Source organism: Nocardia uniformis NBRC 13702 (genome assembly GCF_001613345.1).
In the GTDB taxonomy this organism is placed as follows: Bacteria; Actinomycetota; Actinomycetes; order Mycobacteriales; family Mycobacteriaceae; genus Nocardia; species Nocardia uniformis.
On record NZ_BDCE01000023.1, the window covers coordinates 1 to 24,037 of the forward strand.

The 24,037-nt window shown below is 66.3% G+C and carries 22 protein-coding genes; 10 read left to right on the forward strand and 12 right to left on the reverse strand.

Going from position 1 to position 24,037, the window contains the following annotated elements:
- Positions 1-56: 56 nt before the first annotated feature.
- The 3 genes from NU1_RS07115 to NU1_RS07125 form a co-directional block, all read right to left on the reverse strand.
- A complete protein-coding gene (locus tag NU1_RS07115) occupies positions 57-1,322 on the reverse strand; it encodes a T6SS phospholipase effector Tle1-like catalytic domain-containing protein (protein WP_067518611.1) in 1,266 nt (421 codons plus the stop codon).
- Between the two features lie 299 nt (positions 1,323-1,621).
- Entirely contained in the window at positions 1,622-2,977 is a 1,356-nt protein-coding gene (ilvA, locus tag NU1_RS07120) for a threonine ammonia-lyase IlvA (RefSeq protein WP_067518613.1), read from the reverse strand.
- Positions 2,978-3,050: 73 nt separating this feature from the next.
- Positions 3,051-3,485, reverse strand: coding sequence for a nitroreductase family deazaflavin-dependent oxidoreductase (locus NU1_RS07125; RefSeq protein WP_067518615.1), 435 nt, complete (start codon positions 3,483-3,485; stop codon positions 3,051-3,053).
- 86 nt (positions 3,486-3,571) lie between these two features.
- On the opposite strand from NU1_RS07125, the gene NU1_RS07130 reads away from it, so the two are divergent.
- Positions 3,572-3,811 (forward strand): hypothetical protein, encoded by a 240-nt coding sequence (locus NU1_RS07130; protein ID WP_067518617.1) that lies wholly within the window; start codon positions 3,572-3,574, stop codon positions 3,809-3,811.
- Positions 3,812-3,873: 62 nt separating this feature from the next.
- Positions 3,874-4,470 (forward strand): MspA family porin, encoded by a 597-nt coding sequence (locus tag NU1_RS07135; RefSeq protein WP_067518619.1) that lies wholly within the window; start codon positions 3,874-3,876, stop codon positions 4,468-4,470.
- 111 nt (positions 4,471-4,581) lie between these two features.
- On the opposite strand, the gene dnaE is transcribed toward NU1_RS07135, so the two are convergent.
- Complete coding sequence (gene dnaE, locus NU1_RS07140) at positions 4,582-8,124, reverse strand: DNA polymerase III subunit alpha (RefSeq protein WP_067518621.1); 3,543 nt, start codon at positions 8,122-8,124, stop codon at positions 4,582-4,584.
- 298 nt (positions 8,125-8,422) lie between these two features.
- A complete protein-coding gene (locus NU1_RS07145; protein WP_067518713.1) occupies positions 8,423-9,673 on the reverse strand; it encodes a serine hydrolase domain-containing protein in 1,251 nt (416 codons plus the stop codon).
- A gap of 148 nt (positions 9,674-9,821) precedes the next feature.
- On the opposite strand from NU1_RS07145, the gene NU1_RS07150 reads away from it, so the two are divergent.
- Together NU1_RS07150 and NU1_RS07155 are read left to right on the forward strand one after the other, a co-directional pair.
- The gene (locus NU1_RS07150) at positions 9,822-11,213 is read left to right on the forward strand and encodes an alpha/beta hydrolase family protein (RefSeq protein ID WP_067518623.1); all 1,392 of its coding nucleotides are present in this window, start codon (positions 9,822-9,824) and stop codon (positions 11,211-11,213) included.
- 20 nt (positions 11,214-11,233) lie between these two features.
- Complete coding sequence (locus NU1_RS07155) at positions 11,234-11,851, forward strand: class I SAM-dependent methyltransferase (protein ID WP_067518625.1); 618 nt, start codon at positions 11,234-11,236, stop codon at positions 11,849-11,851.
- 20 nt (positions 11,852-11,871) lie between these two features.
- Here NU1_RS07155 and NU1_RS07160 read toward each other — a convergent pair whose 3' ends face one another.
- Positions 11,872-12,090, reverse strand: a complete 219-nt coding sequence (locus NU1_RS07160; RefSeq protein ID WP_067518627.1) for a hypothetical protein — start codon at positions 12,088-12,090, stop codon at positions 11,872-11,874.
- Between the two features lie 359 nt (positions 12,091-12,449).
- Here NU1_RS07160 and NU1_RS41160 point away from each other — a divergent pair, with 359 nt between their 5' ends.
- The gene (locus NU1_RS41160; protein ID WP_157552027.1) at positions 12,450-12,614 is read left to right on the forward strand and encodes a hypothetical protein; all 165 of its coding nucleotides are present in this window, start codon (positions 12,450-12,452) and stop codon (positions 12,612-12,614) included.
- A 67-nt stretch (positions 12,615-12,681) separates the two neighbouring features.
- Here NU1_RS41160 and NU1_RS07165 read toward each other — a convergent pair whose 3' ends face one another.
- Positions 12,682-13,086, reverse strand: a complete 405-nt coding sequence (locus NU1_RS07165; RefSeq protein ID WP_067518715.1) for a VOC family protein — start codon at positions 13,084-13,086, stop codon at positions 12,682-12,684.
- Between the two features lie 125 nt (positions 13,087-13,211).
- Positions 13,212-14,084: an EamA family transporter RarD gene (gene rarD / locus NU1_RS07170; RefSeq protein WP_067518717.1), complete on the reverse strand. Its 873-nt coding sequence runs from the start codon at positions 14,082-14,084 to the stop codon at positions 13,212-13,214.
- 190 nt (positions 14,085-14,274) lie between these two features.
- Between rarD and NU1_RS07175 the strand changes: the two genes are divergently transcribed.
- Complete coding sequence (locus tag NU1_RS07175) at positions 14,275-16,740, forward strand: HAD-IC family P-type ATPase (RefSeq protein WP_067518629.1); 2,466 nt, start codon at positions 14,275-14,277, stop codon at positions 16,738-16,740.
- A 241-nt stretch (positions 16,741-16,981) separates the two neighbouring features.
- Positions 16,982-17,812, forward strand: coding sequence for a PhzF family phenazine biosynthesis protein (locus tag NU1_RS07180; RefSeq protein ID WP_067518631.1), 831 nt, complete (start codon positions 16,982-16,984; stop codon positions 17,810-17,812).
- A 24-nt stretch (positions 17,813-17,836) separates the two neighbouring features.
- On the opposite strand, the gene NU1_RS07185 is transcribed toward NU1_RS07180, so the two are convergent.
- The 4 genes from NU1_RS07185 to lspA all read right to left on the reverse strand — a co-directional run bounded on the left by NU1_RS07185 (position 17,837) and on the right by lspA (position 21,458).
- A complete protein-coding gene (locus tag NU1_RS07185) occupies positions 17,837-18,748 on the reverse strand; it encodes an ADP-ribosylglycohydrolase family protein (RefSeq protein WP_067518635.1) in 912 nt (303 codons plus the stop codon).
- A 168-nt stretch (positions 18,749-18,916) separates the two neighbouring features.
- Positions 18,917-19,741 (reverse strand): hypothetical protein, encoded by an 825-nt coding sequence (locus NU1_RS07190; protein WP_245719978.1) that lies wholly within the window; start codon positions 19,739-19,741, stop codon positions 18,917-18,919.
- Positions 19,742-19,863: 122 nt separating this feature from the next.
- Positions 19,864-20,790, reverse strand: a complete 927-nt coding sequence (locus NU1_RS07195; protein ID WP_067518637.1) for an RluA family pseudouridine synthase — start codon at positions 20,788-20,790, stop codon at positions 19,864-19,866.
- Complete coding sequence (lspA, locus tag NU1_RS07200; protein ID WP_084521063.1) at positions 20,787-21,458, reverse strand: signal peptidase II; 672 nt, start codon at positions 21,456-21,458, stop codon at positions 20,787-20,789. Before lspA ends, NU1_RS07195 begins: the two co-directional genes overlap by 4 nt.
- Positions 21,459-21,851: 393 nt before the next feature.
- Here lspA and NU1_RS07205 point away from each other — a divergent pair, with 393 nt between their 5' ends.
- The 3 genes from NU1_RS07205 (at position 21,852) to NU1_RS07215 (ending at position 23,997) form a co-directional block, all read left to right on the forward strand.
- Positions 21,852-22,745 carry a hypothetical protein gene (locus NU1_RS07205; protein ID WP_067518722.1) on the forward strand — a complete coding sequence of 298 codons (894 nt, stop codon included), beginning with the start codon at positions 21,852-21,854 and terminating at the stop codon, positions 22,743-22,745.
- On the forward strand, positions 22,742-23,455 hold the full coding sequence (locus NU1_RS07210) for a hypothetical protein (protein ID WP_067518639.1): 714 nt from the start codon (positions 22,742-22,744) through the stop codon (positions 23,453-23,455). Before NU1_RS07205 ends, NU1_RS07210 begins: the two co-directional genes overlap by 4 nt.
- An 83-nt stretch (positions 23,456-23,538) precedes the next feature.
- On the forward strand, positions 23,539-23,997 hold the full coding sequence (locus NU1_RS07215; RefSeq protein ID WP_067518641.1) for a VOC family protein: 459 nt from the start codon (positions 23,539-23,541) through the stop codon (positions 23,995-23,997).
- Positions 23,998-24,037: the final 40 nt, after the last annotated feature.

Here is a 24,037-nt window from a genome sequence, read left to right on the forward strand (position 1 = left end):
GCCGGGATGACGGCGCAGTCCGGTCACGAAAACGTGCGGCGATTTCGGCCACCCGTTCAGGCGACGGATTCCGACTCGGCGCGGCTCGCCACATGCCCTGCCGGGATAAGGCCCGAAATGACCTCTCCCCCATCGGCACCGCTGCCGCCGTGGTTCGAGGCGGCGGGCGCATCGGACACCGGGAAGGCGGAGGCGGCTGGGATCGGTTCGATGAGGTGCTGCGGGATGGTGCCGTTGGCCACGTCGCGTTCGCTGAACCAGCGGCGCAGGTTGGCGGGGATATAGCCGTCGCGGAGACGGACGGTGGAGGCGAAGTAGACGCTGCGGTCGGTGCGCTCGAGGAGTTTGCGCCAGGAGTCCCAGTAGAAGCGGGGGCTGCGGGGATTGCGCAGCAGCCGGACGAAATTCAGCAGGCGGAAGCCGAGGCCGAGGGAGTCGTGCCGCTTCTCGTGTTCGGTCGGAATGCAATGGCCCATCAGGGTTCGCAAGCGGTCGTGATCGAATTCCAGCCCCTCGGCCTCCGCCTCGGCGATCATCCAGCGCAGGGTGGCGTCGGCAAGACCGCATTCGGGGTAGCCACCGCCGATATCGGTGTGCACCCCCTCGAACCAGACCTGTTTCACGCGGTCGCTGCGGCGGTACTTCTCGCGCAGTTCGACCGGGACCTCCCAGAGGCAGGGCGCGAAGGCGCGGCGGCGTTCATCGATGGCGAGGGCCTGGCGGGCGCAGTGCACGGTACTGGAGAGGCGCACATCGTGGAAGCGGTGCCGCCAGGCGGTGATGCCGGGGATGCCCATGGCCCCGACGGTGTCGAAAACCCCCAGGAAGTTGATCTTCGGGCGCACCGGATGGCTGTAGCGGGCACGGAAGGCGGCCCACTCCGGCGGCTCCGGATCGGCCGGATGCTTCTTGCGCTGCCGGTAGATGCGCTGGGCCTCGCGGTACTGGCCGCAGATCATGGCGTCATAGGTGATGATGCCGAGCCGATTGATCATTCCGGCCAGGCTGCGGGCGGTGTACGCGCCGCGGCTGAAACCGAAGATATAGATCTCGTCGCCCGGCGCCCAGTTCAGGGCCACCTGCCAGTACGCCGACCACAGATTCGCTTCCAAACCCATTCCGAAGGCGCCACCGAGTAGGCGATCGGAGGTGAACCCGCGCGCGCCGGGGCCGGATACGTAGAACAGCCGCTGTCCCACGATTTTTCCACTGCTATCCGCGCCGGTCATACGCACGGTTTGCGCGATTTTCACAATATTGGAGACCGTCGCATCGGACTCGGCCTTCCAAGTGCCGTCACAACACACAACGAGCCGTTTCATAAACCGATCCTCCCGCCCAGGCCGTTCGGTTTCGTGCGTAGTGCACTACTCGAATCATCGGCGCGGCAACCCTCCCCCGTTAACCTTCGGCGGGATCCGCGACGAGGCCGGTTCACATTCTGCGATACGCCGTCAGCACTCGGGGGCCGGATTCGCGATCGTTCACGACTTCTTCATAAACGTTCCGCCATGGTCGAGCGGCGGACGGCCATCGGACGAGCGCGCACCTGCCCACACGCGGGCCCCGAGTCGAATTCGACTCGGGGCCTTCGTCTTTCCGTATGCGATGTGGTGTCGGATCAGGTGAGGTACCGGTAGGCGGGCGTTCCCGGCTCCAGCCGAGTGCCCTGAATCGGCGACGCCTCCATCCGCTTCACCAGCGGCCCCAGCCCATCCGGCGAACCGAGTTCGATACCGACCAGCGCCGCCCCGGTCTCCCGGTTATTGCGCTTGACGTATTCGAAGAGGGTGATGTCGTCCTCGGGCCCGAGCACCTCATCCAGGAAGCGTCGTAGCGCACCGGGCTCCTGCGGAAAGTCCACCAGGAAATAGTGTTTCAGCCCCTGATGGACCAGCGAGCGCTCGATGACCTCGCCGTAGCGCGACACATCGTTATTGCCGCCCGACAGCAGGCACACCACCGTGGATCCGGGTTCCACATCGATGACCGACAACGCCGAAACCGACAGCGCGCCAGCGGGTTCGGCGACAATACCCTCACTCTGGTACAGCTCCAGCATGGTGGTGCAGATGGCACCCTCATCGATCTGCATCATGCGGAAAGTCGCTGCGCCGGAGACAGATTCGGTACTGGACAGCAAAGGCAGTGAGGCGTGCGTGCGCACCCGACCGCCGAAGCGCGAGACCGCCTGGAACGGCACCGCGCCGATCCGGCGTACCGCCGCGCCATCCACGAAGGGGTCGATCTCCGGCAGCGTCACCGGACCGCCCGCGACCAGCGCGGCGGTCATGGAGGCGGCACCCGCTGGCTCCACCCCCAGAATCGCGGTGCGCGGGGCACGTTCACGCAGGTAGGTGCCGATTCCTGCGAGGCAGCCACCGCCACCCACCGGCACCACCATCACATCGGGGGCGCGCCCCAACTGCTCCAGGACTTCGGCGGCAATGGTGCCCTGACCGGCCGCGGTGCGCGGATCGTCGAACGGCGGGACGATGGTCGCGCCGGTGCGCGCCACATCATCGACGGCGGCCGCGGCGGCCGCGTCATAGGTATCGCCGACGGCAATGAGTTCCACGAATTCGCCGCCGTGCGCGCGGATTCGATCGCGCTTCTGCTTCGGTGTGGTGGTCGGGACGTAGATCCGGCCCGTGATACCCATGGCCTTGCATGCGAATGCCACACCCTGGGCGTGGTTTCCGGCGCTGGCGGCGACCACGCCCGCGGCACGTTCGGTGGTTGTCAGCTGCACGATCAGGTTGTAGGCGCCCCGCAACTTGTATGAGCGCACCGCGGTCAGATCCTCGCGCTTGAGGTAGACATCGGCACCCGTCGCCGCCGACAGCCGCGCATTCCACTGCAGCGGCGTCGGCTCGATAATGTCGGAAATTCGCTTGGCGGCCGCATCGATCTCGTCCGCCGTCAATTCGGGCAGCGGACCGGGCACTTTCTCTGCGATATCAAGCGGGTTCGACACCCGGCCATGCTAGCCGGGCCGGATGAGACGGAATCCGGCGACCGGCAGAAGCCGGTCGCCGGGGACCTGCGATCTACTGCGGGACGAGGACGAAGATCGGAATCTCGCGGTCGGTCTTCTTCGTGTACTCGTCGTAGTCGGGCCAGACCTCGGCGGCGCGCCGCCACCACAGGGCCCGCTCCTCGCCGAATACCTCGCGGGCGGTGTAATCCCGCACGACCGCGCCGTCGCGCAGCTCGACATGCGGTTCGGCCTTGATATTCCAGTACCAGACCGGATGTTTCGGAGCGCCGCCCAGGGAGGCGACCACCGCGTACTCGCCGTTGTGCTCGACGCGCATCAGCGGGGTTTTACGGAGTTTGCCGGACTTCACGCCCACCGTGGTGAGCAGGATGATCGGCTTCCCCTGCAGGGTGCTGCCTTCGGCTCCATTGGATGCCTCGTACTTCTCGGCCTGCTCGCGGGCCCAGTCTGAAGTACTGGGTTCGTACTCTCCGGAAAGTGGCATGACCCAGCCAACACTCGGGTGTCTTGTTATGTTCCCGACAGAAAAGTTCGTTTGCCCGAACTTATCCTCGCGTATACCCTGGGTGCATGGCAGTGGTTCACCCAACGCAGGTCACCGCGCCCCGTAGCGACTCGATCGATATCGCGGGCACGGCATGGCCGATGTTCAAGCTCGAGGCCCTCGCGGCCGGGCTTGTCATCATGGTGCTGCTCATACTGATCACCGGGTCGCCGCAGATCGCGGTACTGGCGGGTGCCGCCGCGGCCGCGGTGCGCTGGATCGCGGGTCTTGTCACCCAGCAGCGGGAAGCCCAGCACTCACACTGACCGGGCTCTCGACGCCGTGTCCCGCACCGGGAAATAGCCGCTGACTATTACAGTCGGAATCCATGCGGTTGATTTTCACGATCATCGCCCCCACTCTCGCCGCCACCCTGGCCCTCGCACCTGGCGCACATGCCGAGATAGAGGCCCTCGCACCACACGAGAAGGTGTTCCCCTCACCGGTCGGCACGTTCACGATCGGCAATAGGGATGAGGCGATCAATCGAATCGCGCCCCTGAACATGATGGGAACAACGCGCGAGGCACTGGTCAGCAATGTCGCCTACGCCCGAATCGATGGCGGGGCGACCGGCACCATGACCGTCGGGTATCACATCGGATGCGCGGTGAACCTGCAGAACGGCGTCATCGGCATCACCCCGAACGTGTACCCGGAAATCCCGTCCCTCGAAACCGGGTTCCGGTCCTACGTGGCCCCGGTCTTCACGGCCACCATGGGGCCCGGGCAGGTCGCCGACGTGAAGCTCTCGGAAAAGCAGATCGTGCCCGGCGATACCGCCATGGTCATTACCCGCGACTTCCATGTGGTGGTCAATGGGTGCACCGGGCCGGTGACGCTGCGGCAGTACACAAACCTGCTGGTCAAGTCACCGCTGGTGGATGATTCCGGCTCCGTGTTCGGCGACCCGACCTGGTTGTAGACCTCTGGAAATCGAGCCCCTCGCCCGTCCGCCTTCGTCATTCCGGCGCGCTTTTGGCCGGGATGACGGGGGACGCGCCGACACCAAGCTGTCGACCCAGGGGTAGACCGGCTAGCTCGCCAGGCAGCCCGGACCGAGGAGCGCCTTCAGGTCGCCCATCAGGGCCGACGATGTCGAAACCCGTAGGTTGTCGGCGACTTTCAATACGGTGGTGCGTTCCCGGGAGCCGACGTGGCGGATATTCACGTTGGCGGTGCCGGGGTGGCTGACCAGCACTCGCTTGAGGGCACCGATCTTGTCCGGGGTGCACAGGCGGGTGGGAATGGTGACCGTGAGGGGCTTGTCCACGCCGACGGAGGAAAGGTCCGGCACCACAAGGTCATTGGCGATCAGCGAGATGCGGTCGTCGCGGGCGGAGACGCGGGCCTTCACCAGCACCACCGCGTCCTCGGTGACATCCATACCGTAGACCGAGTACGACTGCGGGAAGAAGAGCACCTCGATACCGCCGGAGAGATCCTCCAATTGCGCTGAGGCCCAGGGCAGGCCGTTCTTATTGACCCGCCGGGTCACCGAGGCGAAGATACCGCCCACGGTGACCTGGTGGCCGTCCTTGACATCACCCGCGAGGATGGTGGGAATCGCCGTATCCGACTGTGCCGCAAGTACATGTTCGACACCGTGCAGCGGGTGCCCGGAGACGTAGAGACCCAACATCTCGCGTTCCAGAGCCAGCTTGTGCTTGGTCTCCCACTCCTCGTCGGGGACCTTCACATCGAAGACGCTCGACAGCGAATCATCGCCGTCGTCCAAACCGCCGAAGAGGTCGAACTGGCCGATGGCCTCGGCCTTCTTGGTCGACATCACCGCGTCGATGGCATCGGAATGCACCACCAGCAGACCCTTGCGCGGATGACCGAGCGAGTCGAAAGCGCCCGCCTTGATGAGAGACTCGGTGACCTTCTTGGAGCAGGCCACCGCGTCGATCTTGTTCAGGTAGTCGGAGAAGTCGGTGAACTTCGACTTCTCCTTGCGCGCGGCGATAATCGAGGACACCACATTCGCGCCCACATTGCGCACCGCGCCCATACCGAAGCGAATGTCATTGCCGACGGAGGCGAATTCGATCTCGGATTCATTGACATCGGGCGGCAGTACCTGAATACCGAGGCGGCGGCAGTCGGCCAGGTAGACGGCGGCCTTGTCCTTGTCATCACCGACGGAGGTGAGCAGACCGGCCATGTACTCGGCCGGATAGTTGGCCTTGAGGTAGGCGGTCCAGAAGGAGACCAGGCCGTAGCCCGCGGCGTGTGATTTATTGAACGCGTAACCGGCGAACGGAAGAATGGTGTCCCACAGCGCCTTGACGGCGGGTTTGGAGAATCCGTTCTCGATCATGCCCTTTTCGAAGCCCTCGAATTCGGCTTCCAGGATCTCGGCCTTCTTCTTACCCATGGCGCGGCGCAGAATATCGGCTCGACCGAGCGAGTACCCGGCTACCTTCTGCGCGATCTGCATGATCTGCTCCTGATACACGATCAGGCCGTAGGTATCCCGCAGAATATCCTTCAGGGGCTCCTCGAGCTCCGGATGGATCGGTTTGACCTCTTGCCGCCCGTTCTTGCGGTCGGCGTAGTCATTGTGGGCGTTCATGCCCATGGGGCCGGGGCGGTACAGCGCGAGAACGGCGACAATATCCTCGAAGCCGGTGGGAATCATGCGCCGCAGCAGATCTCGCATGGCGCCACCGTCGAGCTGGAAGACACCGAGAGTGTCACCGCGCGCGAGCAATTCGTAGGTGGCGGCGTCTTCCAGCGGCAATGTATCGAGATCGAGTTCGATACCGCGGTTGTTCTTGATATTGACCAGCGCGTCACCGATGACGGTGAGGTTGCGCAGACCCAGGAAGTCCATTTTCAACAGGCCGATGGCCTCACACGACGGGTAATCCCAGCCGGTGATGATCGCGCCGTCCTGGTTCCGCTTCCACAGCGGAATGGCGTCCATGAGCGGTTCCGACGACATGATGACCGCGCAGGCGTGCACACCGGCATTGCGAATCAGGCCCTCGAGGCCCCGCGCGGTTTCGTAGATCTTATTGACGTCCGGGTTGGTATTGATGAGTTCCCGGACCTCGGTGGCCTCTTTGTACCGCTCGTGCTCGGAATCCATAATGCCCGACAGCGGAATATCCTTGGCCATGATCGGCGGCGGCAGTGCCTTGGAGATCTGGTCGGCAATGGCGAAACCGGGCTGGCCGAATTGGACGCGCGCCGAATCCTTCAGCGCCGCTTTGGTTTTAATGGTACCGAAGGTGATCACCTGGGCGACGCGGTCGCTGCCCCATTTCTCGGTGGCGTAGCGGACCATTTCACCGCGACGACGATCATCGAAGTCGATATCGATATCGGGCATGGAGACGCGCTCGGGATTGAGGAAGCGCTCGAACAGCAGCCCGTGTGGGATCGGGTCGATATTGGTGATACCCATGGAGTAGGCAACCAGCGAACCGGCCGCCGAACCACGACCCGGGCCGACATGGATGCCGACCGAGCGGGCGTAGTTGATGAGGTCGCCGACCACGAGGAAGTAGGCCGGGAAACCCATTTCGATAATGACGTCGAGTTCGAACTCGGCGCGCGGAATATACTCCGGCGGAATGCCACTGGGGAAGCGGCGCTTCAGGCCGTTCATGACCTCGTGGCGCAGCCAGCTGGCCTGGGTCTCGCCCTCGGGGACCGGGAAGATGGGCATTCGGTCGCGGTGCGCCCAGACCTCGTCGTAGGACTGCACCCGTTCACCGATGAGCACCGTATTGTCGCAGGCCCCTGGGACTTCCGCATCCCAGAGGGCGCGCATCTCCGCGGCCGACTTCAGGTAGTAGCCGCTGCCATCGAATTTGAAGCGGGTGGGGTCGGAGAGGGTTTTACCGGTCTGGATGCACAGCAGCGCCTCGTGGTTGCCCGAATCCGTCTCGTGGACGTAGTGGCAGTCATTGGTGGCCAAGGGCGGAATGCCCAGCTTCTTGCCGAGATCGATGAGCCCCTCGCGCACCCGGCGCTCGATGGACAACCCATGGTCCATGATCTCGAGGAAGAAGTTCTCCGGTCCGAAGATCTCCTGCCATTTCGCGGCCGCCTCGAGGGCTTCGCGGTCGTGGCCGAGGCGCAGCCGGGTCTGGACCTCGCCGGAGGGGCAGCCGGTGGTGGCGATAATGCCCTCGTGGTGTTCGGCGATGATGTCGAGGTCCATCCGCGCCCACTTGCCGAGCTGACCCTCGAGCGAGGCGAGGGACGACAGCTTGAACAGGTTGCGCAGCCCGGTCGCGTTCTCCGCGACCATGGTCATATGCGTGTACGCACCGGAGCCGGACACATCGTCGCTCTTCTGCGACGGGTCGCCCCACAGGACACGCTTGTTGTTGAACCGGGACTCCGGCGCGATGTAGGCCTCGATGCCGATAATCGGCTTGATGCCCTGCTTCTTCGCCGAGTTGTAGAACTCGGAGGCACCGTACATATTGCCGTGGTCGGTCATTCCCACCGCGGACATGCCGAGCCGGGTCGCCTCTTTGAAGAGGGGCGTGATCTTCGCCGCGCCGTCGAGCATCGAGTACTCGGTGTGGTTATGGAGGTGGACGAATGATCCCGACACGGCAGACATCGTAAGCGCCAGCCCCGACAGAAAACCAAGTGCCACTCCGAGATCGATCGGAAGCCCACGTCGGCGAACTCAATGACCGGCGCGTCGCTTCCGGCGTGTTGTGTCGGAGCTCACGAAAGTGCCCGCGCGGCCATAGATTTCCACAGAGAATGCCGCACCCCCTGCGGTTCGGATCGCAGGGGGTGCGATGTTCCGGGACGGAGTAGGCGCAGGGGTTCGCCGTCCCGGAACGGCCCGGTGCGAATCAGGCGGTAGAGGCGACCGCCCGGACTCGCGGGCCCGCCGCCGGCTATGCCGCGCGGCGGGTGCTGGTTGCAGTGGTGCGGTGCGCGGCGCGAGCACCGCGTACCGCCAGCGGCAGCACCCAGGCCGACGCCATCTGGTCGGCGGCGAGGGAGTTCATGGCGAGTCGGTTGTGGACGAAACCGACCGAGAGGCCGGAGCGGGGGTCGGCCCAGCCGAAGGAGCCGCCCAGGCCGATATGGCCGAGGCCCGCGCGGGCGCCCGGTATGGGCAGCGAGTGGTAGCCCATGTGCCAGAGCATCGGGATATAGAAGAGGGCGTGGTCGAGGTGGTAGCTCTCGACCTTGCGCAGTGCCCGGATGGTGGTCGGCGAGAGGAACCGGCGGCCGTTGCTCATGCCCTCGTTGGCGATGGCGCTGTAGAGGGTGGCGAGGCCGGTGGCGGTGCAGACGCCATTGCCCGCGGCGAGTTCGGTATCGAGGATCGGCGGATTATCGCCGTCCAGGAGGACTTCCAGTCCGGGGAGGAACAGCGCGCGGGCCGCGGCTCCGGCCGCCCCGGGAATGCCGTAGGCGCGGCCGAGGAACATGGCGGCGTAGGGGGCGCCGACCAGTTCGAGGTGATTACCGGCGAGCGTGGCCACCCGGGTGGTCGATCCGGGCACCGGGCGACCGAGGTGGATGCCGTCGGTGCCGAGGGGTTCGGAGACCTCGGTGCGGAACAGCTCGGCCATACCGCGCCCGGTGACGGCACGGGCCAGCCCAGCGCACAGCCAGCCGAAGGTGAGCGCGTGATAGGTCGGAATGCCCAGCAGGCGATCGGGTTCGGCGGCGGCCAGCCGATCCTCCATCAGCCGGTGATCGAGGATATCGTCGAGGCCCCGGGCGATGAGTGGCAGTCCGGACAGTCCGGCGCGGTGGGACAGCAGCTGCCGCACCGTGATTCGATCCTTGCCCTTGGCGCCGAACTCGGGCCAGTATTCGGCGACCGGAGCGGCGTAATCGATGAGGCCGCGATCGGCGAGACGGTGAATGACCGTCGCCGCAATACCTTTCGTGGCCGAGAACACAATGCTGCCGGTGTCGTGTCCCCACGGTCCGGCGGCACCGGCGTCACCGGTCCAGATATCGACGAGCGGTTCGCCGTGCCGGTGCACGGCGAGAGATCCTCCGGCACCTGCCCTACCGCCCATGACGCGCGCGAAAGTTCGTACCAGAGGGGCCAATTCGGGGGCGGCGTACCCACCGACACCGGCCGGAAGGTCAACGGAACCCGAGAGGGAAGCGACATTGCTCACATCGTCCACGGTACGAGTGACGCGGCGTAGCGGCAATGATCGATTCGCGAGCGTTACGGCGACGGTCCGAGAGGTTATCGGCTGTGTCCAACCGGTGATCGGCGCGTAACCGAGGCGAATGCGATCTCCCAGTGCCTACTCTGGCGATATGCGCACACTACTACGGTCGCTGCTGCTGATCCTGTCCGTCGTCCTCGCTCTGGTGGCGAGCGCCTGCTCCGGTGACGAGGACGCCGCGCCACCGAAGGTGCGGGGCGACTGGCACGGGAATATCGAATTCCCTGGTCACGCACTTGCGGTGGGGGTGAACTTCACCGATGACGGCAAGGCCACCATCGATATTCCGGAGCAGAATGTGGCCTCCATGGCGCTGACCGAGGTGAGCACCGATCCGGAGCGGGTGACCTTCGCGATGGCGGATACCCCCGGTGATCCGAAGTTCGAGGGCCGCTACGACCGCGACAGCGACACCCTTCGCGGGGATTTCACGCAGTTCGGGCAGACGGTGCCGCTGAATATGTCCCGCGGACCGGCGGAAGGACCGGCACGGCCGCAGGAACCGAAGCCGCCGTTCCCGTACCGGTCCGAGGAGGTGTCGTTTCCGAGTGGCGATATCACCATCGCCGGGACACTGACGCTGCCGAGCGGGTCCGGGCCGTTCCCGACGGTGGTCCTGATTACCGGCAGTGGGCCGCAGGACCGCGATGAGACCCTGATGGGGCACAAGCCGTTTCTGCTGCTGGCGGATACGCTGACCCGGGCCGGGTACGCGGTATTGCGCACCGACGATCGCGGGGTCGGCGGCACCGGCGGCGGCCCACTCGACGACGCCACCTACGCGGACCTGACCGGCGATGTCGAAGCCGGACTGACCTTCCTGCGTACGCGTTCCGATATCGACGACACCCGGATCGGGCTGCTCGGACACAGCGAGGGCGGCTATCTCGCACCGCCGGTGGCCGCCCGACCCGAGAGCGGAGTCGCGTTCACGATCCTCATCGCCGGGCCCGCCGTACCGGGCGCCGATGTACTGCTCGAACAGAATCGGCTCATTATGGCCGCGCAGGGCGCGACACCCGAGGAGATCAGCGAACAGATCGACTTCCTCACCGGACTGATCGACATTGTCCGCACCGGTGATCTCGCGGCCGCCCGCGAGTACCTGGTGCAACACAACAGCGGCCTGCCCGAGGGCCAGCGCCTACCGGACGCGTCCATCGAGAACATGACCAGCCCGTATATGGCCGCGCTGCTGAATTACGATCCCGCCGCGGCCCTTTCGGCCCTGCGCGTTCCGACGCTCGCGGTGTACGGCGGTAAGGATCTCCAGGTCCCGCCCGCCCAGAGCGCCGATCGAATGCGGGAACTGCTGTCCGATAACCCGGATGGGACCGTCCACGTCTTCGACGGGTTGAACCACCTCATGCAGCCCGCGGACAAGGGCTCACCCGACGAGTACGCGGGTATCGAAACCACCATGGATCCGGTTGTTCTGGACTACATCACGGCCTGGCTCACGCAACGCTTCCCGCCGCGGTAGCGGACTGGGAGAGTGGTGGGATGGGAATCTACGAAGATCGGGTGCTACCGCGCATTGTCGATCTGAGCTGTGGCATGCAGGCGATGGATCCGCAACGGGAGCGCGTGTGCGGCGGTCTGCACGGTCGAGTCGTCGAAATCGGCTTCGGATCGGGGCGGAATGTGCCGTTCTATCCGGCCGAGGTGAAATCGGTGAGCGCCGTCGAACCCGCCGATCTCGGCTGGCGGATGGCCGCGGAGCGAGTGGCGGCCTCGCCGGTACCGGTGGAACGCGCCGGGCTGGACGGCCAGCAGCTGCCGTTCGACGACAGTTCCTTCGACTCGGCCCTGTCGACTTGGACGCTGTGCACCATCCCGGATGTCCGGACCGCGCTGGCGGAGGTGCGCCGAGTCCTGGTGCCCGGCGGCACTTTCCATTTCGTGGAGCACGGCCTGGCACCGGACGCCAAGGTACGGAAATGGCAGAACCGCCTGAACCCGGTGCAGAAGACCCTGTTCGGCGGCTGCCACCTCAACCGGGATATCGGCGCGCTGGTGGCCGACGCCGGATTCGAGATCCACGAGCTGGACCGCTTCTACGCGGACCCGGCGCCGAAGACCTTCGCCGCACTCTCGCTGGGCGTCGCCGTCTCGGCCTGATCAGCCGCTGCGCCCGACTACTATTTCGAGGAGATACCGGCCGACAGGGAGGCCAGCGCGCACTCGGGCGGGGCCGGGTAGATGAGAATGCAGGCGATGCCGATCGGGCCTGCCGGTTGGGGGGCAACGACGGCGGGTTCGGTCTGGGTCAGGGGGATGGCCGTGGCGGGGGCGATGGCGGCACAGGGCGCGCCCAGGAGGGCCAGGGTCAGGACTGCGGTACGCAAGCTGCTACGCATGAATATTCCCTACTGTTGAAACATGTACATTTCAGACAATGTACCGCCGTCGGTGCTGCCTGGTGGTGGATTTCGGCAGAACGAAGGCACCGGTGCGGCGGCGCGCGTTACCGGCGGTTCGCTGCACCTGCCCCGGCCGCGGTATGCGGAGACTTCCGGGTCACCCTGCGGCGCGCGCAATGTCGAGGAGGTCCGCCTCAATTCCGCGATCTCTCGAGGAAATCTGGGAAACGCTGTGCGATCAGGTCGATGCGGCGCGCACGAACGGAGCCTCCCGTGTCGCATAGCATCGTCGAGAAGATCGACAGCCCCGCACCGGAATTCGACGTGGAGTCAAGTCCATTCACGATTCCATTGTCATGTCCAATGGTGATGGATTGATGAAACATGAAGGGGCGGAGAATGTTCTGCGAATTCTGGGACAATACTCGCGCAGTGCGAAGCCGGTGCGCGATAGCATCGATCTCGATGCCACCTACACCAACGAGTTCGTCGAGCAGGCGCTGAAAACGAAATCGCCGTAGGAGATCCGAACGGCCGCACACCCATGAGGGGGATGTGCGGCCGTTCAGTGCGACTACCGGTCTGTGACTACCGGCCCTCGGGCCAACCGCCGTATGGCACGGTGATCAACTCCAGAAAATGGCCACCGGGATCCTGGAAGTAGATCCCGCGGCCACCATCATGGTGGTTGATCTCGTTCACGCCCTTCATCTGCGGGTCCGCCCAGTAGGTTTGCCCGCGCTCCTGAATCTTGCGGTAGGCCGAATCGAATTCGTCCTCCGAGACCAGGAAGGCGTAGTGCTGCGCTGGTATCTCATCCGCGAGATGGGGAGGAAGATTGGCGAAGTCGAAGGTGACGCCATTGGCGACCTGGACCGGAAGAAACGGTCCGGCGGCTTCCCCTACTTCCAATCCCATAATGTCCGCCCAGTACGCAGCGGACTCTTCGCGGTTTTGGCACGCGACAATGGTGTGATTGAACTGAATGGACAGAGTGAATTCTCCTGTGGTCGTGACGGTCCCGACCCCGGGCCGGTACAAGGGACCAACGGGAGCACCGCCACGTATCGGACGTTAGCGCAAGATGTTCGGGGAGTTCAAGCGTCGCGTGATCGGCCTCACGCGACGACGGATTCGGCCCGGCGCCGTGACCGCCGCAGGGCGTCGACGGTGAAGATCGCCAGCGCCACCCAGATGAGCGCGAATCCGGCCCACCGCGACGGCGGCATCTCCTCGTGCACCACCAGTACGCCCCAGGCCAACTGCAATGCGGGCGTGAGATATTGCAGAAGTCCCATGGTGGACAACGGCACGCGTGACGCGGCGAGGGCGAACAGCAGCAGCGGCACCAGGGTCACCGGCCCGGTCGACATGAGCAGCGCGCTATGCGACACGCTGGACCCCATGCTCGCGTGCCCGGTCACACCGAGCACGATCACCGCCGTCAACGCGAACGGCGCGGCGACCAGGCCCTCGGCCGCCAGACCCGGCAGCGCGTCGAGGCGGATCACCTTCTTGACGAGGCCGTAGGTGGCGAACGAGCACGCCAGCACCAGCGCGATCCACGGCGGCCGGCCGTAGTCCACGGTCAGCACCACCACCGCGAACGCGCCCAGTCCCAAGGCCACCCACTGCGCGCGCCGCAGCCGCTCCCGGAAGATGATCACCCCGAACGCCACCGTGACCAGCGGATTGATGAAGTAGCCGAGGGCGGCCTCCACCACCTGCCCGGACACCACGCCGTAGACATAGGTCCCCCAGTTGATGGACAGCCCCGCCGCCGCCACGGCCGCCAGTCGCCAGGTCCGGCCGTCGATTGCCCGCAATTCGCGCAGCCGTCCGGCAACCAGCAGCAACACCAGGGCCACCACGAGGGTCCAGAGGATCCGCTCCGCCAGGATTTCCACCGGGCTAGCGAAGGCGAGCAGCCCGAAGAACGCCGGAAACGATCCCCACAGTGCGTAGCAGCCGACCCCGAACACAATGCCCATATCTCCGCTGGAGCGCTTCGTACCCGACCGCTGCTCCGGCCCGACCGTCGAATCTGCGTCCGCCACCCAATCACGTTAGCGCTCGCAACTAGTTCGCTTCGACCGGATTGCCGGATCGTCGCCCTCCTCGATCACCCCTCCAGGACCACGTGCACCAGCGACTTCACCATGGCGCTCTAGGCTGTCCGATATGTCGATCACCGCGCAGGCTCCCGAGAGCCCGCCCGCGCTCGGACTCACCTCGGCCGAGGTAGAGCAGCGCCGCCGGGACGGTTTGACCAATGACGTACCCGAGCGGGCCAGCCGCTCGGTGCGAGACATTGTGCGAGCCAATGTATTCACCCGCATCAACGCCATTCTGGGCGTGCTGTTCATCCTGGTGATGGCCACCGGATCGGTCATCGACGGCATGTTCGGCCTGCTCATTGTCGCCAATAGCGCGGTGGGCATCATTCAGGAGATCCGGGCCAAGAAGACCCTGGACGATCTGGCGATCGTCGGGCAGGCCAAACCGGTGGTGCGCCGCGACGGCCACGCCAGCGAGGTGGCGCCGCAGGAGGTCGTCCTCGACGACATCATCGAACTCGGTCCCGGCGACCAGATCGTGGTGGACGGCGAGGTCGTGGAGGCCGAACTGCTCGAGGTCGACGAATCGCTGCTGACCGGTGAGGCCGACCCGATCGACAAGACCACCGGCGCAGCCGTGATGTCGGGCAGCTACGTGGTCTCCGGTAGCGGCGCGTACCGGGCCACCAAGGTCGGCAAGGACGCCTACGCGGCCAAGCTCGCGGAGGAGGCCAGCAAGTTCACCCTGGTCAACTCCGAACTGCGCAATGGCATCAACACCATCCTCAAGGTCATCACCTACCTGCTGATTCCGGCCGGTCTGCTGTCCATCTACAACCAGCTGGTTTCCAGCGGGGAATCCTGGCGGCCCGCGGTCAACGGCATGGTGGCGGCGCTGGTGCCGATGGTGCCCGAGGGTCTGGTGCTGATGACCTCGATCGCCTTCGCGGTCGGCGTGGTGCGCCTCGGTCGACGTCAGTGCCTGGTGCAGGAGTTGCCCGCCATCGAGGGCCTGGCGCGCGTGGATGTGGTGTGCGCCGATAAGACCGGCACGCTGACCGAGAACGGAATGCGGCTGTCCGAAGTTCGCCCGATCGCCGCGGCCGGCGGTGCGCCGAGTACCAATGGCAATGGCGATGACGAGCTGAAGCGGGTGCTGGCCGCCATGGCCGCCGACGATCGGCGGCCGAATGCCAGTGTCGCCGCCATCAAGGAGGCGCTGCCGGACTCCCCCGGCTGGAAGACGACCGGCGTAGCGCCCTTCTCATCGGCCAAGAAGTGGAGTGGCTTCTCCTACGGCGAGCACGGCAACTGGCTGCTCGGCGCACCCGACGTACTACTCGACTCGACCACCGAGGCCGCCGGCACCGCACAGGACATCGGCTCGCAGGGCCTGCGCGTGCTCCTGCTGGCACGCAGCGACCGGCCGGTGGACGCCGCCGACGCACCCGGTCAGGTGACCCCGGTGGCGCTGGTGGTGCTCGAACAGAAGGTGCGGCCCGATGCGCGCGACACCCTGGAGTACTTCGCCTCCCAGCATGTCGATATCAAGGTCATATCCGGTGACAATGCGGTCTCGGTAGGTGCGGTGGCGTCCTCGCTGGGGCTCGACGGTGGCGATCGCGCCATGGACGCGCGCACCCTGCCCAGCGATCAGGAGGAGCTGGCGGACGTCCTCGACCACCAGACCACCTTCGGGCGGGTGCGACCGGATCAGAAGCGCGCCATGGTGTCGGCTCTACAGTCGCGCGGGCATACCGTGGCCATGACCGGCGACGGTGTCAATGACGTCCTCGCCCTCAAGGATGCCGATATCGGCGTGGCCATGGGCGCGGGTAGCCCGGCCACCCGCGCGGTGGCGCAGATCGTCCTGCTGGACAACAAGTTCGCCACCCTGCCGTATGTGGTGGGTGAGGGTCGCCGCGTCATCGGCAATATCGAGCGCGTCTCGAATCTGTTCCTCACCAAGACCGTGTACTCGGTAATGCTGGCCTTCCTCATCGGTATCGCCGGTGTCGGTTCGCAGATCTTCGGCTACGAGGCCATCGGCTATCCGTTCCTGCCGCGCCATGTCACCATCGCGGCCTGGTTCACCATCGGCATTCCGGCATTCGTGCTGTCGCTGGCCCCGAATAACGAGCGTGCCCGCACCGGATTCGTGGGACGCGTTATGCGACTGGCGATTCCGTCCGGCGTGGCGATCGGCGTCATGACGTTCATCTCGTATCTGCTGGCCTACCAGGGCCCCGACGCCGCCGAGATCGAGAAGGTGCAGGCGGGTACCACCGCGCTCATCACCCTGCTCATTATCGCGCTGTGGGTCCTGGCGATCGTGGCGCGGCCGTACGTGTGGTGGAAGGTGGTGTTGATCGCGGGTTCCGTTGCGGGATACCTGATCCTGTTCTCACTGCCGTTCACGCGGGAGTTCTTCAAACTCGATCCGTCGAATATCGCGCTCACCACGACGGCATTCGTGCTCGGCGGGATCGGCATTGTGCTGGTGGAGTTCGCGTGGTGGTTCAGCGCCCGGTTGCAGGGGCAGAAGCATCAACTGCTCCCATCCCCGCCCGGCGAGACGCCCGAGCAGTAGCGCGACGCCGCGGCCCCGGTTGCACCGGGGCCGCGGTGCGTTTCAGGCGTACTGCGCACCCGGAGCGCCACCCCTCTGAATGTCCGGTTTGGGCGAAAACCACTGACCGCCACCGACCTTCGACGCCGACACCGCCGCGGAGGGGGCCGCGAGAGCACAACCAAACTGGTCGCATGGTTTGGCTCGCCGTGAACTTCGTTGTGCAGGCCTGTTATTGAAGATTGTGGGTACCTTGTGCCATATGGAGGTCCTGCTGCATCAGATCGACGCGTTCGTCGACGATCCGTTCTCCGGTAACCCCGCCGCCGTCATGCCACTGCTGAAGTGGCTACCGGACGAACTACTGCAACAGCTCGCCGAGGAGAACAACCTCGCCGAAACCGCCTTCTACACTTCGGCGCTACCGCCGGAGGCCGGACACGCGCCGGATAATTCGCCCGCCTTCCACCTGCGCTGGTTCACCCCCGCCGTGGAGGTGGATCTGTGCGGGCACGCCACCCTCGCCACCGCCGCGCAGATTCTGGAGGATATGCATCCCGGCGCGGACCGCGTGCACTTCTACACCCGCAGCGGGTGGTTGCGGGTGGATCGCACACCGGACGGCGAACTGGTCATGGACCTGCCCGCCGTACCGTCGGCGGACCTCGACGTGCACGCCGCCATTCCCCGTGGACTCGCCCACGCCCTCGGCGTCCGCCCCATCCGCGCGCTCGACGGCACCGATATCGTGCTCATGGTCACCTCCGAACACGAAGTGCGCGAGGCCCGTCCGAATTTCGCGGCCTTCCCCTCCCTGCACCGCGGCGTCATCCTCACCGCCGCCGGCGAATCCGTCGACTTCGTCTCGCGGTTCTTCGCCCCCGGTGTCGGCATCCCCGAAGATCCCGTCACCGGCTCCGCCCACGCCCAACTCACCCCGGTCTGGAGCCGCGAACTCGGCCGCACCACGCTGACCGCACGCCAGCTGTCGCCGCGCGGTGGCGCCCTGCGCTGCACCCTCAGCGAGAATCGGGTACTGCTATCGGGCCGGTGCCGCCGCTACCTCGACGGGGTCGTCCGCCTGCCCGACTGACTCCCGGCGCGGAATCCGCGTGGGTCAGTGAGCCGTAATGCGCCGGGTGAGAGCCAGCAGGTCTTCGGCGCGGTAGCCCGGGTAGCCGTGCAGGAGGGCGCGCCAGTCCTCCGGGATCGCCGCGGCACCGTGGCGCGCACCCAACAGCCCGCCCGCGATGGCCGCGGTGGTATCGGTGTCGCCACCGGCGCGCACCGCCAATTCCAGTGCGCCGGGCAGGGTTTCGTCGTGCGTAATGGCCCACCAGGCGGTTTGGAGGGCGTGCACCACCCAGCCGTTCTTGGCGAAGTCGGCGGGAGTACCGGTTTCGGCCTGATCGAGCAGCGGTCCCCAGTAACTCGCGTTCACCGACGAAAGGGCCTCGCGCACACCGTCATAGGTGCCGTGCAGGACGGCGTGGCGGATGGCGAGCGACCACAGGGTGCACGCCTCCATGGCCTGTTCGTCGAAGTGGGTGAGCGAGGAGACCAGTGCGGCGGCCCGCGCGCAGTTCTGGGCGCTGCCGAGGTGGGCCAGGGCCACCGGAGCGGTGCGCATGAGCGAGCCGTTACCAGCCTTGAGGCCGTCCAGATCCGCTGCGCGCTTGCGCATTTCGCGGGCATTCGGGCTGCGCCACTCCAGCACCGACCTGGTCTGATTGCCGATATCGCGGGGGCGAGAATCCCACCATGCCACGAATTCCGCCGCTACCGCGTCGAGGCCGCTGTCCTCGTGCAGATTCCCGGCCGTGGCCGCCGCGCGGGCCACCCCGATCGCCATCGAGGTGTCGTCGGTCCATTCACCGGGGGCCCACGCGAACGTTCCGCCGCCCTTCATGAAGATCGCCACATCCGGTCCCGGGTGGGTGAATTCGTACCCGGCACCCAGCGCATCGCCCGCCGCCGTACCGAGCAGCACGCCCGCCGCGCGATCTGCCTGCTGTGCACTCAATTCCATAGCCCCAACCCTTCTCTCGAGCTCGAGACCACTGTGGCACAGAGGTCCGACAGCCCGTACGGAGGGTGATTGCGCGGACCGATCAGCCAGGCAACCGCCAACGGAACCCGAGTCGACCGGAGCCCGCCACCCGTTCACCCGCGATGACTCGGGGGCACGGGGGCACGGTCAATTCTCGGGGACCACACCGTCGTCGGGACCGGGGACAGCGAACTCCTGCCACTGGGGTAGCAGCGGCACGACGGCGAAGGTGCCGCCGCTCGCGTCCGCGGGCAGTGCCTCCACGGCGCGGATATCGGGATGTGCGGCCAGGTTTCGCAGTTCGTCGAGCGTGCCGAATACGGTCAGGCCGACCACGCAGGCACAGTCGGCGCGCAGGCGGGCGGCGGCGACGGCGGCGATCCGACCCGCGCGGCTGTCCGGCCCGGCGGTCAACGCCTGCTGGTCCAGGACTCCCGCGGCGAGTTCCGCCGAGCGCAGCGCGGCCGCGTCACCGGCCGCGACCGGGACAGCGATCATCGGCGTCACCACCGAGGATATATCCACGTGGTAGTCCACCCCGGAGATCCGCAGTCCATCCGCGTATTCCGGGATACGGTCAGCGGCAATGCCCGCAGTGAACGAAATCAGAGCCCAATGCGGATCGGAATCATTGCCTCGCAATGATTCCCGTGCCCGATCCAGATAGACGGCTATCGCCTCGCCGCTCGACGGCCCGAGCCGATCAGTACCGATCACCGCGGGAACCGGTGGTATCGCCCAACCGAGCACCAGGATAACCGCCACGAGAACCACTGCCGCCGTACCGATTCCGATGCGGCGGATGGTATCGCCGCCTGCCCTGGCCGACCGCGCGTCCGATATCGTCGACCCGGCCTCGGCGGCGGACTCACCCGATATCGTCAACCCGGGCACGGCGGACTCAGCCGATCCCTCATCGCCCTCGCGCGTGCTCGCGCTCACGTCCGCATCGCGCGCGGTGTGGTCACTCATCGATATCCCCTTGCGCGCCTACCGAGTCCGAGGTCGTGTGATCGGCACTGTCCCCGCGATCCCGGCGTGCTCTCGGCCGGGATGACGAGGGCGGGGGCTGGCGACATCGCGGCCTCAACCCGCTACGTGCTTCGCAGCACGTCCAGCGCGTGCTCGAGATCCGCCGGGTATTCACTGGTGATCTCGATCCACCGGCCGTCGGCGGGATGGTTGAAGCCGAGCTGTCGGGCGTGCAGCCACTGCCGTTGCAGCCCGAGGCGTTCCGCCAGGCGCGGATCCGCGCCATAGGTGAGGTCGCCGCAGCAGGGGTGGCGGACGGCCGAGAAGTGCACGCGGATCTGGTGCGTACGACCGGTTTCCAGATGGATATCCAGCAGACTCGCGGACTGGAAGGCCTCGACGGTGTCGTAGTGGGTGACGCTCGGACGGCCGTCCGCGGTGACCGCGAACTTCCAGTCGTTACCGCGGGCCCGGCCGATGGGTGCATCGATGGTGCCGCTGGACGGATCCGGATGCCCTTGCACCAGAGCGTGATAGCGCTTGTCCACGGTGCGTGCCTTGAAGGCCCGCTTGAGCACGGAGTACGCATTCTCGGACTGCGCGACCACCATGACCCCGGAGGTACCGACATCTAGACGGTGCACAATGCCCTGGCGCTCGTGCGCGCCAGAAGTGGAGATGCGGTACCCCATGGCGGCCAGACCGCCGACCACGGTCGGACCGGACCAACCGACACCGGTGTGCGCCGCCACACCGACCGGCTTGTCCACGGCGACGACGTCGTCATCGGCATAGAGGATCTTCATACCGTCCACGGGCGTGGCCTCGACGGTGAGTTCCCGCTTGGGCTCCGGGAATTCGACCTCCAGCCAGGAACCCGCGTTCAGGCGGTCGGATTTCCCGGCCGCGATACCGTCGAGCTGAACCGAACCGTCCTCGGCCAGCGCCGCCACCGCGGTGCGCGACAGTCCGAGCAGTCGCGACAGCCCGGCGTCGACACGCATACCGTCCAGCCCGTCGGGCACCGGCATGCTTCGGGTTTCCCTCATACGGACTTCTCCTCAGCGTTCTTGTCGGCGTGCGACTCTTCGGCGTTGTGTTCCTCGGCGTCCCGGTGCGCGCGGGTCCCGTCCGGTTCGAAACCGAATACGGTCAGCACCACCAGCAGGATCGCGCCGCACACAATGGCCGAATCGGCCACATTGAATACCGGCCACCAACCGACCGCCATGTAATCGACCACATGGCCCTGCAGCGGGCCGGGCGAGCGGAACAGCCGGTCGACGAGATTGCCCAGCGCACCGCCCAGCACCATGCCGAGGCCGACCGCCCACCACAGCGAACGCAGGGTGCGGCCGATCCGGATCACGCCGATCACCACCGCGGTGGCGACCAGCGTCAACAGCCAGGTCATCCCGGTCGCCATGGAGAATGCCGCGCCCGGATTGCGCACCAGGCTCAGGCGCACGACATCGCCGATCAGATACACCGGCTGCCCCGGCGTCAGATTCGCCACCGCGATCACCTTGGCCAGCAGGTCCACCGCGAACAGCACGGCCGCGATAATCAGGAGTGTCCGCAACCGGCGCGGATGCTGCCGCGCATCAGCGGCGGCGTCCGCCGAGCCCCCGGTCGTTTCGGTCGCGGTCGTTTCGGTCGCGGTCGTTTCGGTCGCGGTCGTTTCGGTCGCGGCACCGGCGTCGTCCGACTTCGTCAGCTTCGGCGCGGCGACCTCCACCGGATCGGTCCCCGCATCGGCCTCCGACCGTGCGGAATCCGGTTCGGCGGGGATGGAATCCGGGGCACCGGTGGCGGCGCTGTCGCCGGGCGGCTGGTCGGGTTGGTCTGCGTCGATGTCGCGCGGCCGGTCGGTACTCACGCCTGACATCATCCCCTATGGCGATTGCGGCCTCGTCGGTCGCCGGGTCGACCGCCGCGCCTGAGAAAGAGGTAGGCGCACCCGGCCCCGCAACAAAGCTGATCCTCAGGATCGCGCCGTACGCTGATCGACGTGACGGTGTTGTCTTCTCCCCCCTGCCCGGCGACTGCTATCGCACACTCCGGCAGACCACGTCACGGGCTGCGCTGCGCCCGCTCCGGTGTGCTGCTGATGGTGCTCGCGGTCGCGCTCTCCACCCTGGGCGCCGGCTGCGGTGATGCGTCCGAGACCACGGTCGAGAGCGAGGGCGCGGAACCGGCGGGGATAAATAAGGCCGAGGTCACCATGCCGATCGCGGCCGTGGTCACCACCGTCGTCGATCCCGGGGCCGAACCGCGCAGCACGCTGCGTCGCGAATTCCCGGTCGGCACCACCCAGCAGGTGACGCTGCGTACCGATCACCACATCGAACAGCAGATCAATGACCAGCCGGTGCGGGACTTCTCCCCGCCCGCCGTCACCATCGGGCTGAACGCGGAGACCGATGCCGACGGCGTGGAGCTGATCCTCGGCAATGTCACCTCCAATGATCCGGTGCTGGCCCAGGCGCTGCTACCCGCCGACGGCTCCCGCGCGGGCCTCGATATGAGCGCCTACGGCGCGATTACCGCGCTGCGGCTGGCGCCCAACGCGGCCACCTCCGATACCGCGCGCGCCGCCCTGGAGCAGGCGTTCTACCAGGCCGTGTACCAGTCGATCGCCTTCCCGCAGACCCCCGTCGGGGTGGGCGCGGTATGGACGGTGCGCCAGCAGGTATCGGGCAGTGTGCCCCTCGATCAGGTGACCACCGCGACCCTGACGCACCGCGAGGGCGATGAGCTCACCATTGAAATCAATGTCACCCAGACCCCGAAATCGGAGGTGTGGGATCTGCCCAATGACGCAGGCACCCTCGATATCGTCGACTACCTCATGCACGGCGATGGCGTGATCACCGTAGATCTCGGTATGCCGCTACCGGTTTCGGGTGCGGTGACGGTCGGCGGCAATCAGACCTACCAGGATCCGCGCAGTGCGGTGACGCTGCGGCAGGTGCTGCGCACGCAGGTACTGTGGGGCGAATGACCGGACGGGCCGCGACGGCCGCCTGCGCGGCGGTACTCACCGCCATGGCCGTATCGGGTTGCGGTTCCGATGATTCGACCGGGCCCACCCTGCCGCCGCTGGGTTCGACGGTGCCGCCGCCCTCAGGGCCGCCGACCGCCCACGTACCCGATTCGCCGACCCTGCGTTCGGACCTATTGGCGACCTTCCAACTGCCGCCGGGGTTCACACCGCTCGATGACCCCGAACCCGGTATCACCGGCGCGGGTGAGCGCACCGATCCGCCGCAGTGCGCGAAAGTACTGGCCCCCATTGCCGATCAGGCGTCCGGTGCGGCCGCCCGAGCCGCCGCCCAGTTCAGCGGACCAGACTTCTCGAGTATCGATATCGACGCCGCCGCGTACCTGAATGGCGCTGCCGCACAAGCATTTTCGACGGCGCAATCACTGCTGCGGGAATGCACGAGCTATTCCGGTACCGATGCCGACAACACCGTGGTGGATTTCCGGGTGGGCGGATTGGAACAGCCGACCGCGGGTGACGCGTCCACCGCGTTCCGCGTCCACACCAGCAGCGAGGGCTTCACGCTCTATTCGGCGGTCAGCGTGACCCTGGTCGGCGCGACGGTCGTGCAAGTGGCCTTGACATCACAGCGGGAGCCGGATCCGCAGCAGTTCAGCGCCCTGACGGCAGCTCAGGTACAGAAACTGCGGCATATCACAGGACCCTGATCATCGGGGAGCTTCGATGTTTCCTGTCGGTGCCCGGGCCTAGTCTCGATGTGTCCCACAACACAGCTATCGGAGGTCTTCCGATGTCCGCAGTCAATCCGTTTCCCGAGGGCTACCCCGCCGTCATTCCCGCACTCATCGTGGACGGCGCGGCCCGCGCGATCGACTTCTACAAACATGTCTTCGGCGCGGCCGAGCGCTACCGCCTGCCCGGGCCCGACGGCAAGATCGCGCACGCCGAACTGCAGTTCCGCGATTCGATGATCATGCTCAGCGATCCCGCACCATCGATGGGCTTCCTCGACCCCAGGGCGGTGGGCGGCACCCCCGTCAACCTCTACACCTACGTCGAGGACGCCGATACCGCGCACGCCGCCGCTCTGGGCGCGGGCGCGAAGGAACTCCAGGCCCCGGCCACCCAGTTCTACGGCGACCGCACCGCTTCCTTCGAGGATCCGTTCGGCCACCACTGGACGGTCTCCACCCATGTGGAGGATGTCAGCCCGGAGGAGATGGATAAGCGCGTCGCCCAAATGGGCTGATCCGTTCGAACCAGCTGCCCGGCGCACCCGCTTCGACGGC

Excerpts from the sequence above, each read along its gene's own strand:
- NU1_RS07115 (WP_067518611.1), bottom strand. The coding sequence starts at position 1,322 with ATGAAACGGCTCGTTGTGTGTTGTGACGGCACTTGGAAGGCCGAGTCC.
- NU1_RS07125 (WP_067518615.1), bottom strand. The coding sequence starts at position 3,485 with ATGCCACTTTCCGGAGAGTACGAACCCAGTACTTCAGACTGGGCCCGC.
- NU1_RS07130 (WP_067518617.1), top strand. The coding sequence starts at position 3,572 with ATGGCAGTGGTTCACCCAACGCAGGTCACCGCGCCCCGTAGCGACTCG.
- NU1_RS07135 (WP_067518619.1), top strand. The coding sequence starts at position 3,874 with ATGCGGTTGATTTTCACGATCATCGCCCCCACTCTCGCCGCCACCCTG.
- NU1_RS07150 (WP_067518623.1), top strand. The coding sequence starts at position 9,822 with ATGCGCACACTACTACGGTCGCTGCTGCTGATCCTGTCCGTCGTCCTC.
- NU1_RS07155 (WP_067518625.1), top strand. The coding sequence starts at position 11,234 with ATGGGAATCTACGAAGATCGGGTGCTACCGCGCATTGTCGATCTGAGC.
- NU1_RS07160 (WP_067518627.1), bottom strand. The coding sequence starts at position 12,090 with ATGCGTAGCAGCTTGCGTACCGCAGTCCTGACCCTGGCCCTCCTGGGC.
- NU1_RS41160 (WP_157552027.1), top strand. The coding sequence starts at position 12,450 with ATGTCCAATGGTGATGGATTGATGAAACATGAAGGGGCGGAGAATGTT.
- rarD (WP_067518717.1), bottom strand. The coding sequence starts at position 14,084 with ATGGGCATTGTGTTCGGGGTCGGCTGCTACGCACTGTGGGGATCGTTT.
- NU1_RS07175 (WP_067518629.1), top strand. The coding sequence starts at position 14,275 with ATGTCGATCACCGCGCAGGCTCCCGAGAGCCCGCCCGCGCTCGGACTC.
- NU1_RS07180 (WP_067518631.1), top strand. The coding sequence starts at position 16,982 with ATGGAGGTCCTGCTGCATCAGATCGACGCGTTCGTCGACGATCCGTTC.
- NU1_RS07185 (WP_067518635.1), bottom strand. The coding sequence starts at position 18,748 with ATGGAATTGAGTGCACAGCAGGCAGATCGCGCGGCGGGCGTGCTGCTC.
- NU1_RS07190 (WP_245719978.1), bottom strand. The coding sequence starts at position 19,741 with ATGAGTGACCACACCGCGCGCGATGCGGACGTGAGCGCGAGCACGCGC.
- NU1_RS07195 (WP_067518637.1), bottom strand. The coding sequence starts at position 20,790 with ATGAGGGAAACCCGAAGCATGCCGGTGCCCGACGGGCTGGACGGTATG.
- NU1_RS07205 (WP_067518722.1), top strand. The coding sequence starts at position 21,852 with ATGGTGCTCGCGGTCGCGCTCTCCACCCTGGGCGCCGGCTGCGGTGAT.
- NU1_RS07210 (WP_067518639.1), top strand. The coding sequence starts at position 22,742 with ATGACCGGACGGGCCGCGACGGCCGCCTGCGCGGCGGTACTCACCGCC.
- NU1_RS07215 (WP_067518641.1), top strand. The coding sequence starts at position 23,539 with ATGTCCGCAGTCAATCCGTTTCCCGAGGGCTACCCCGCCGTCATTCCC.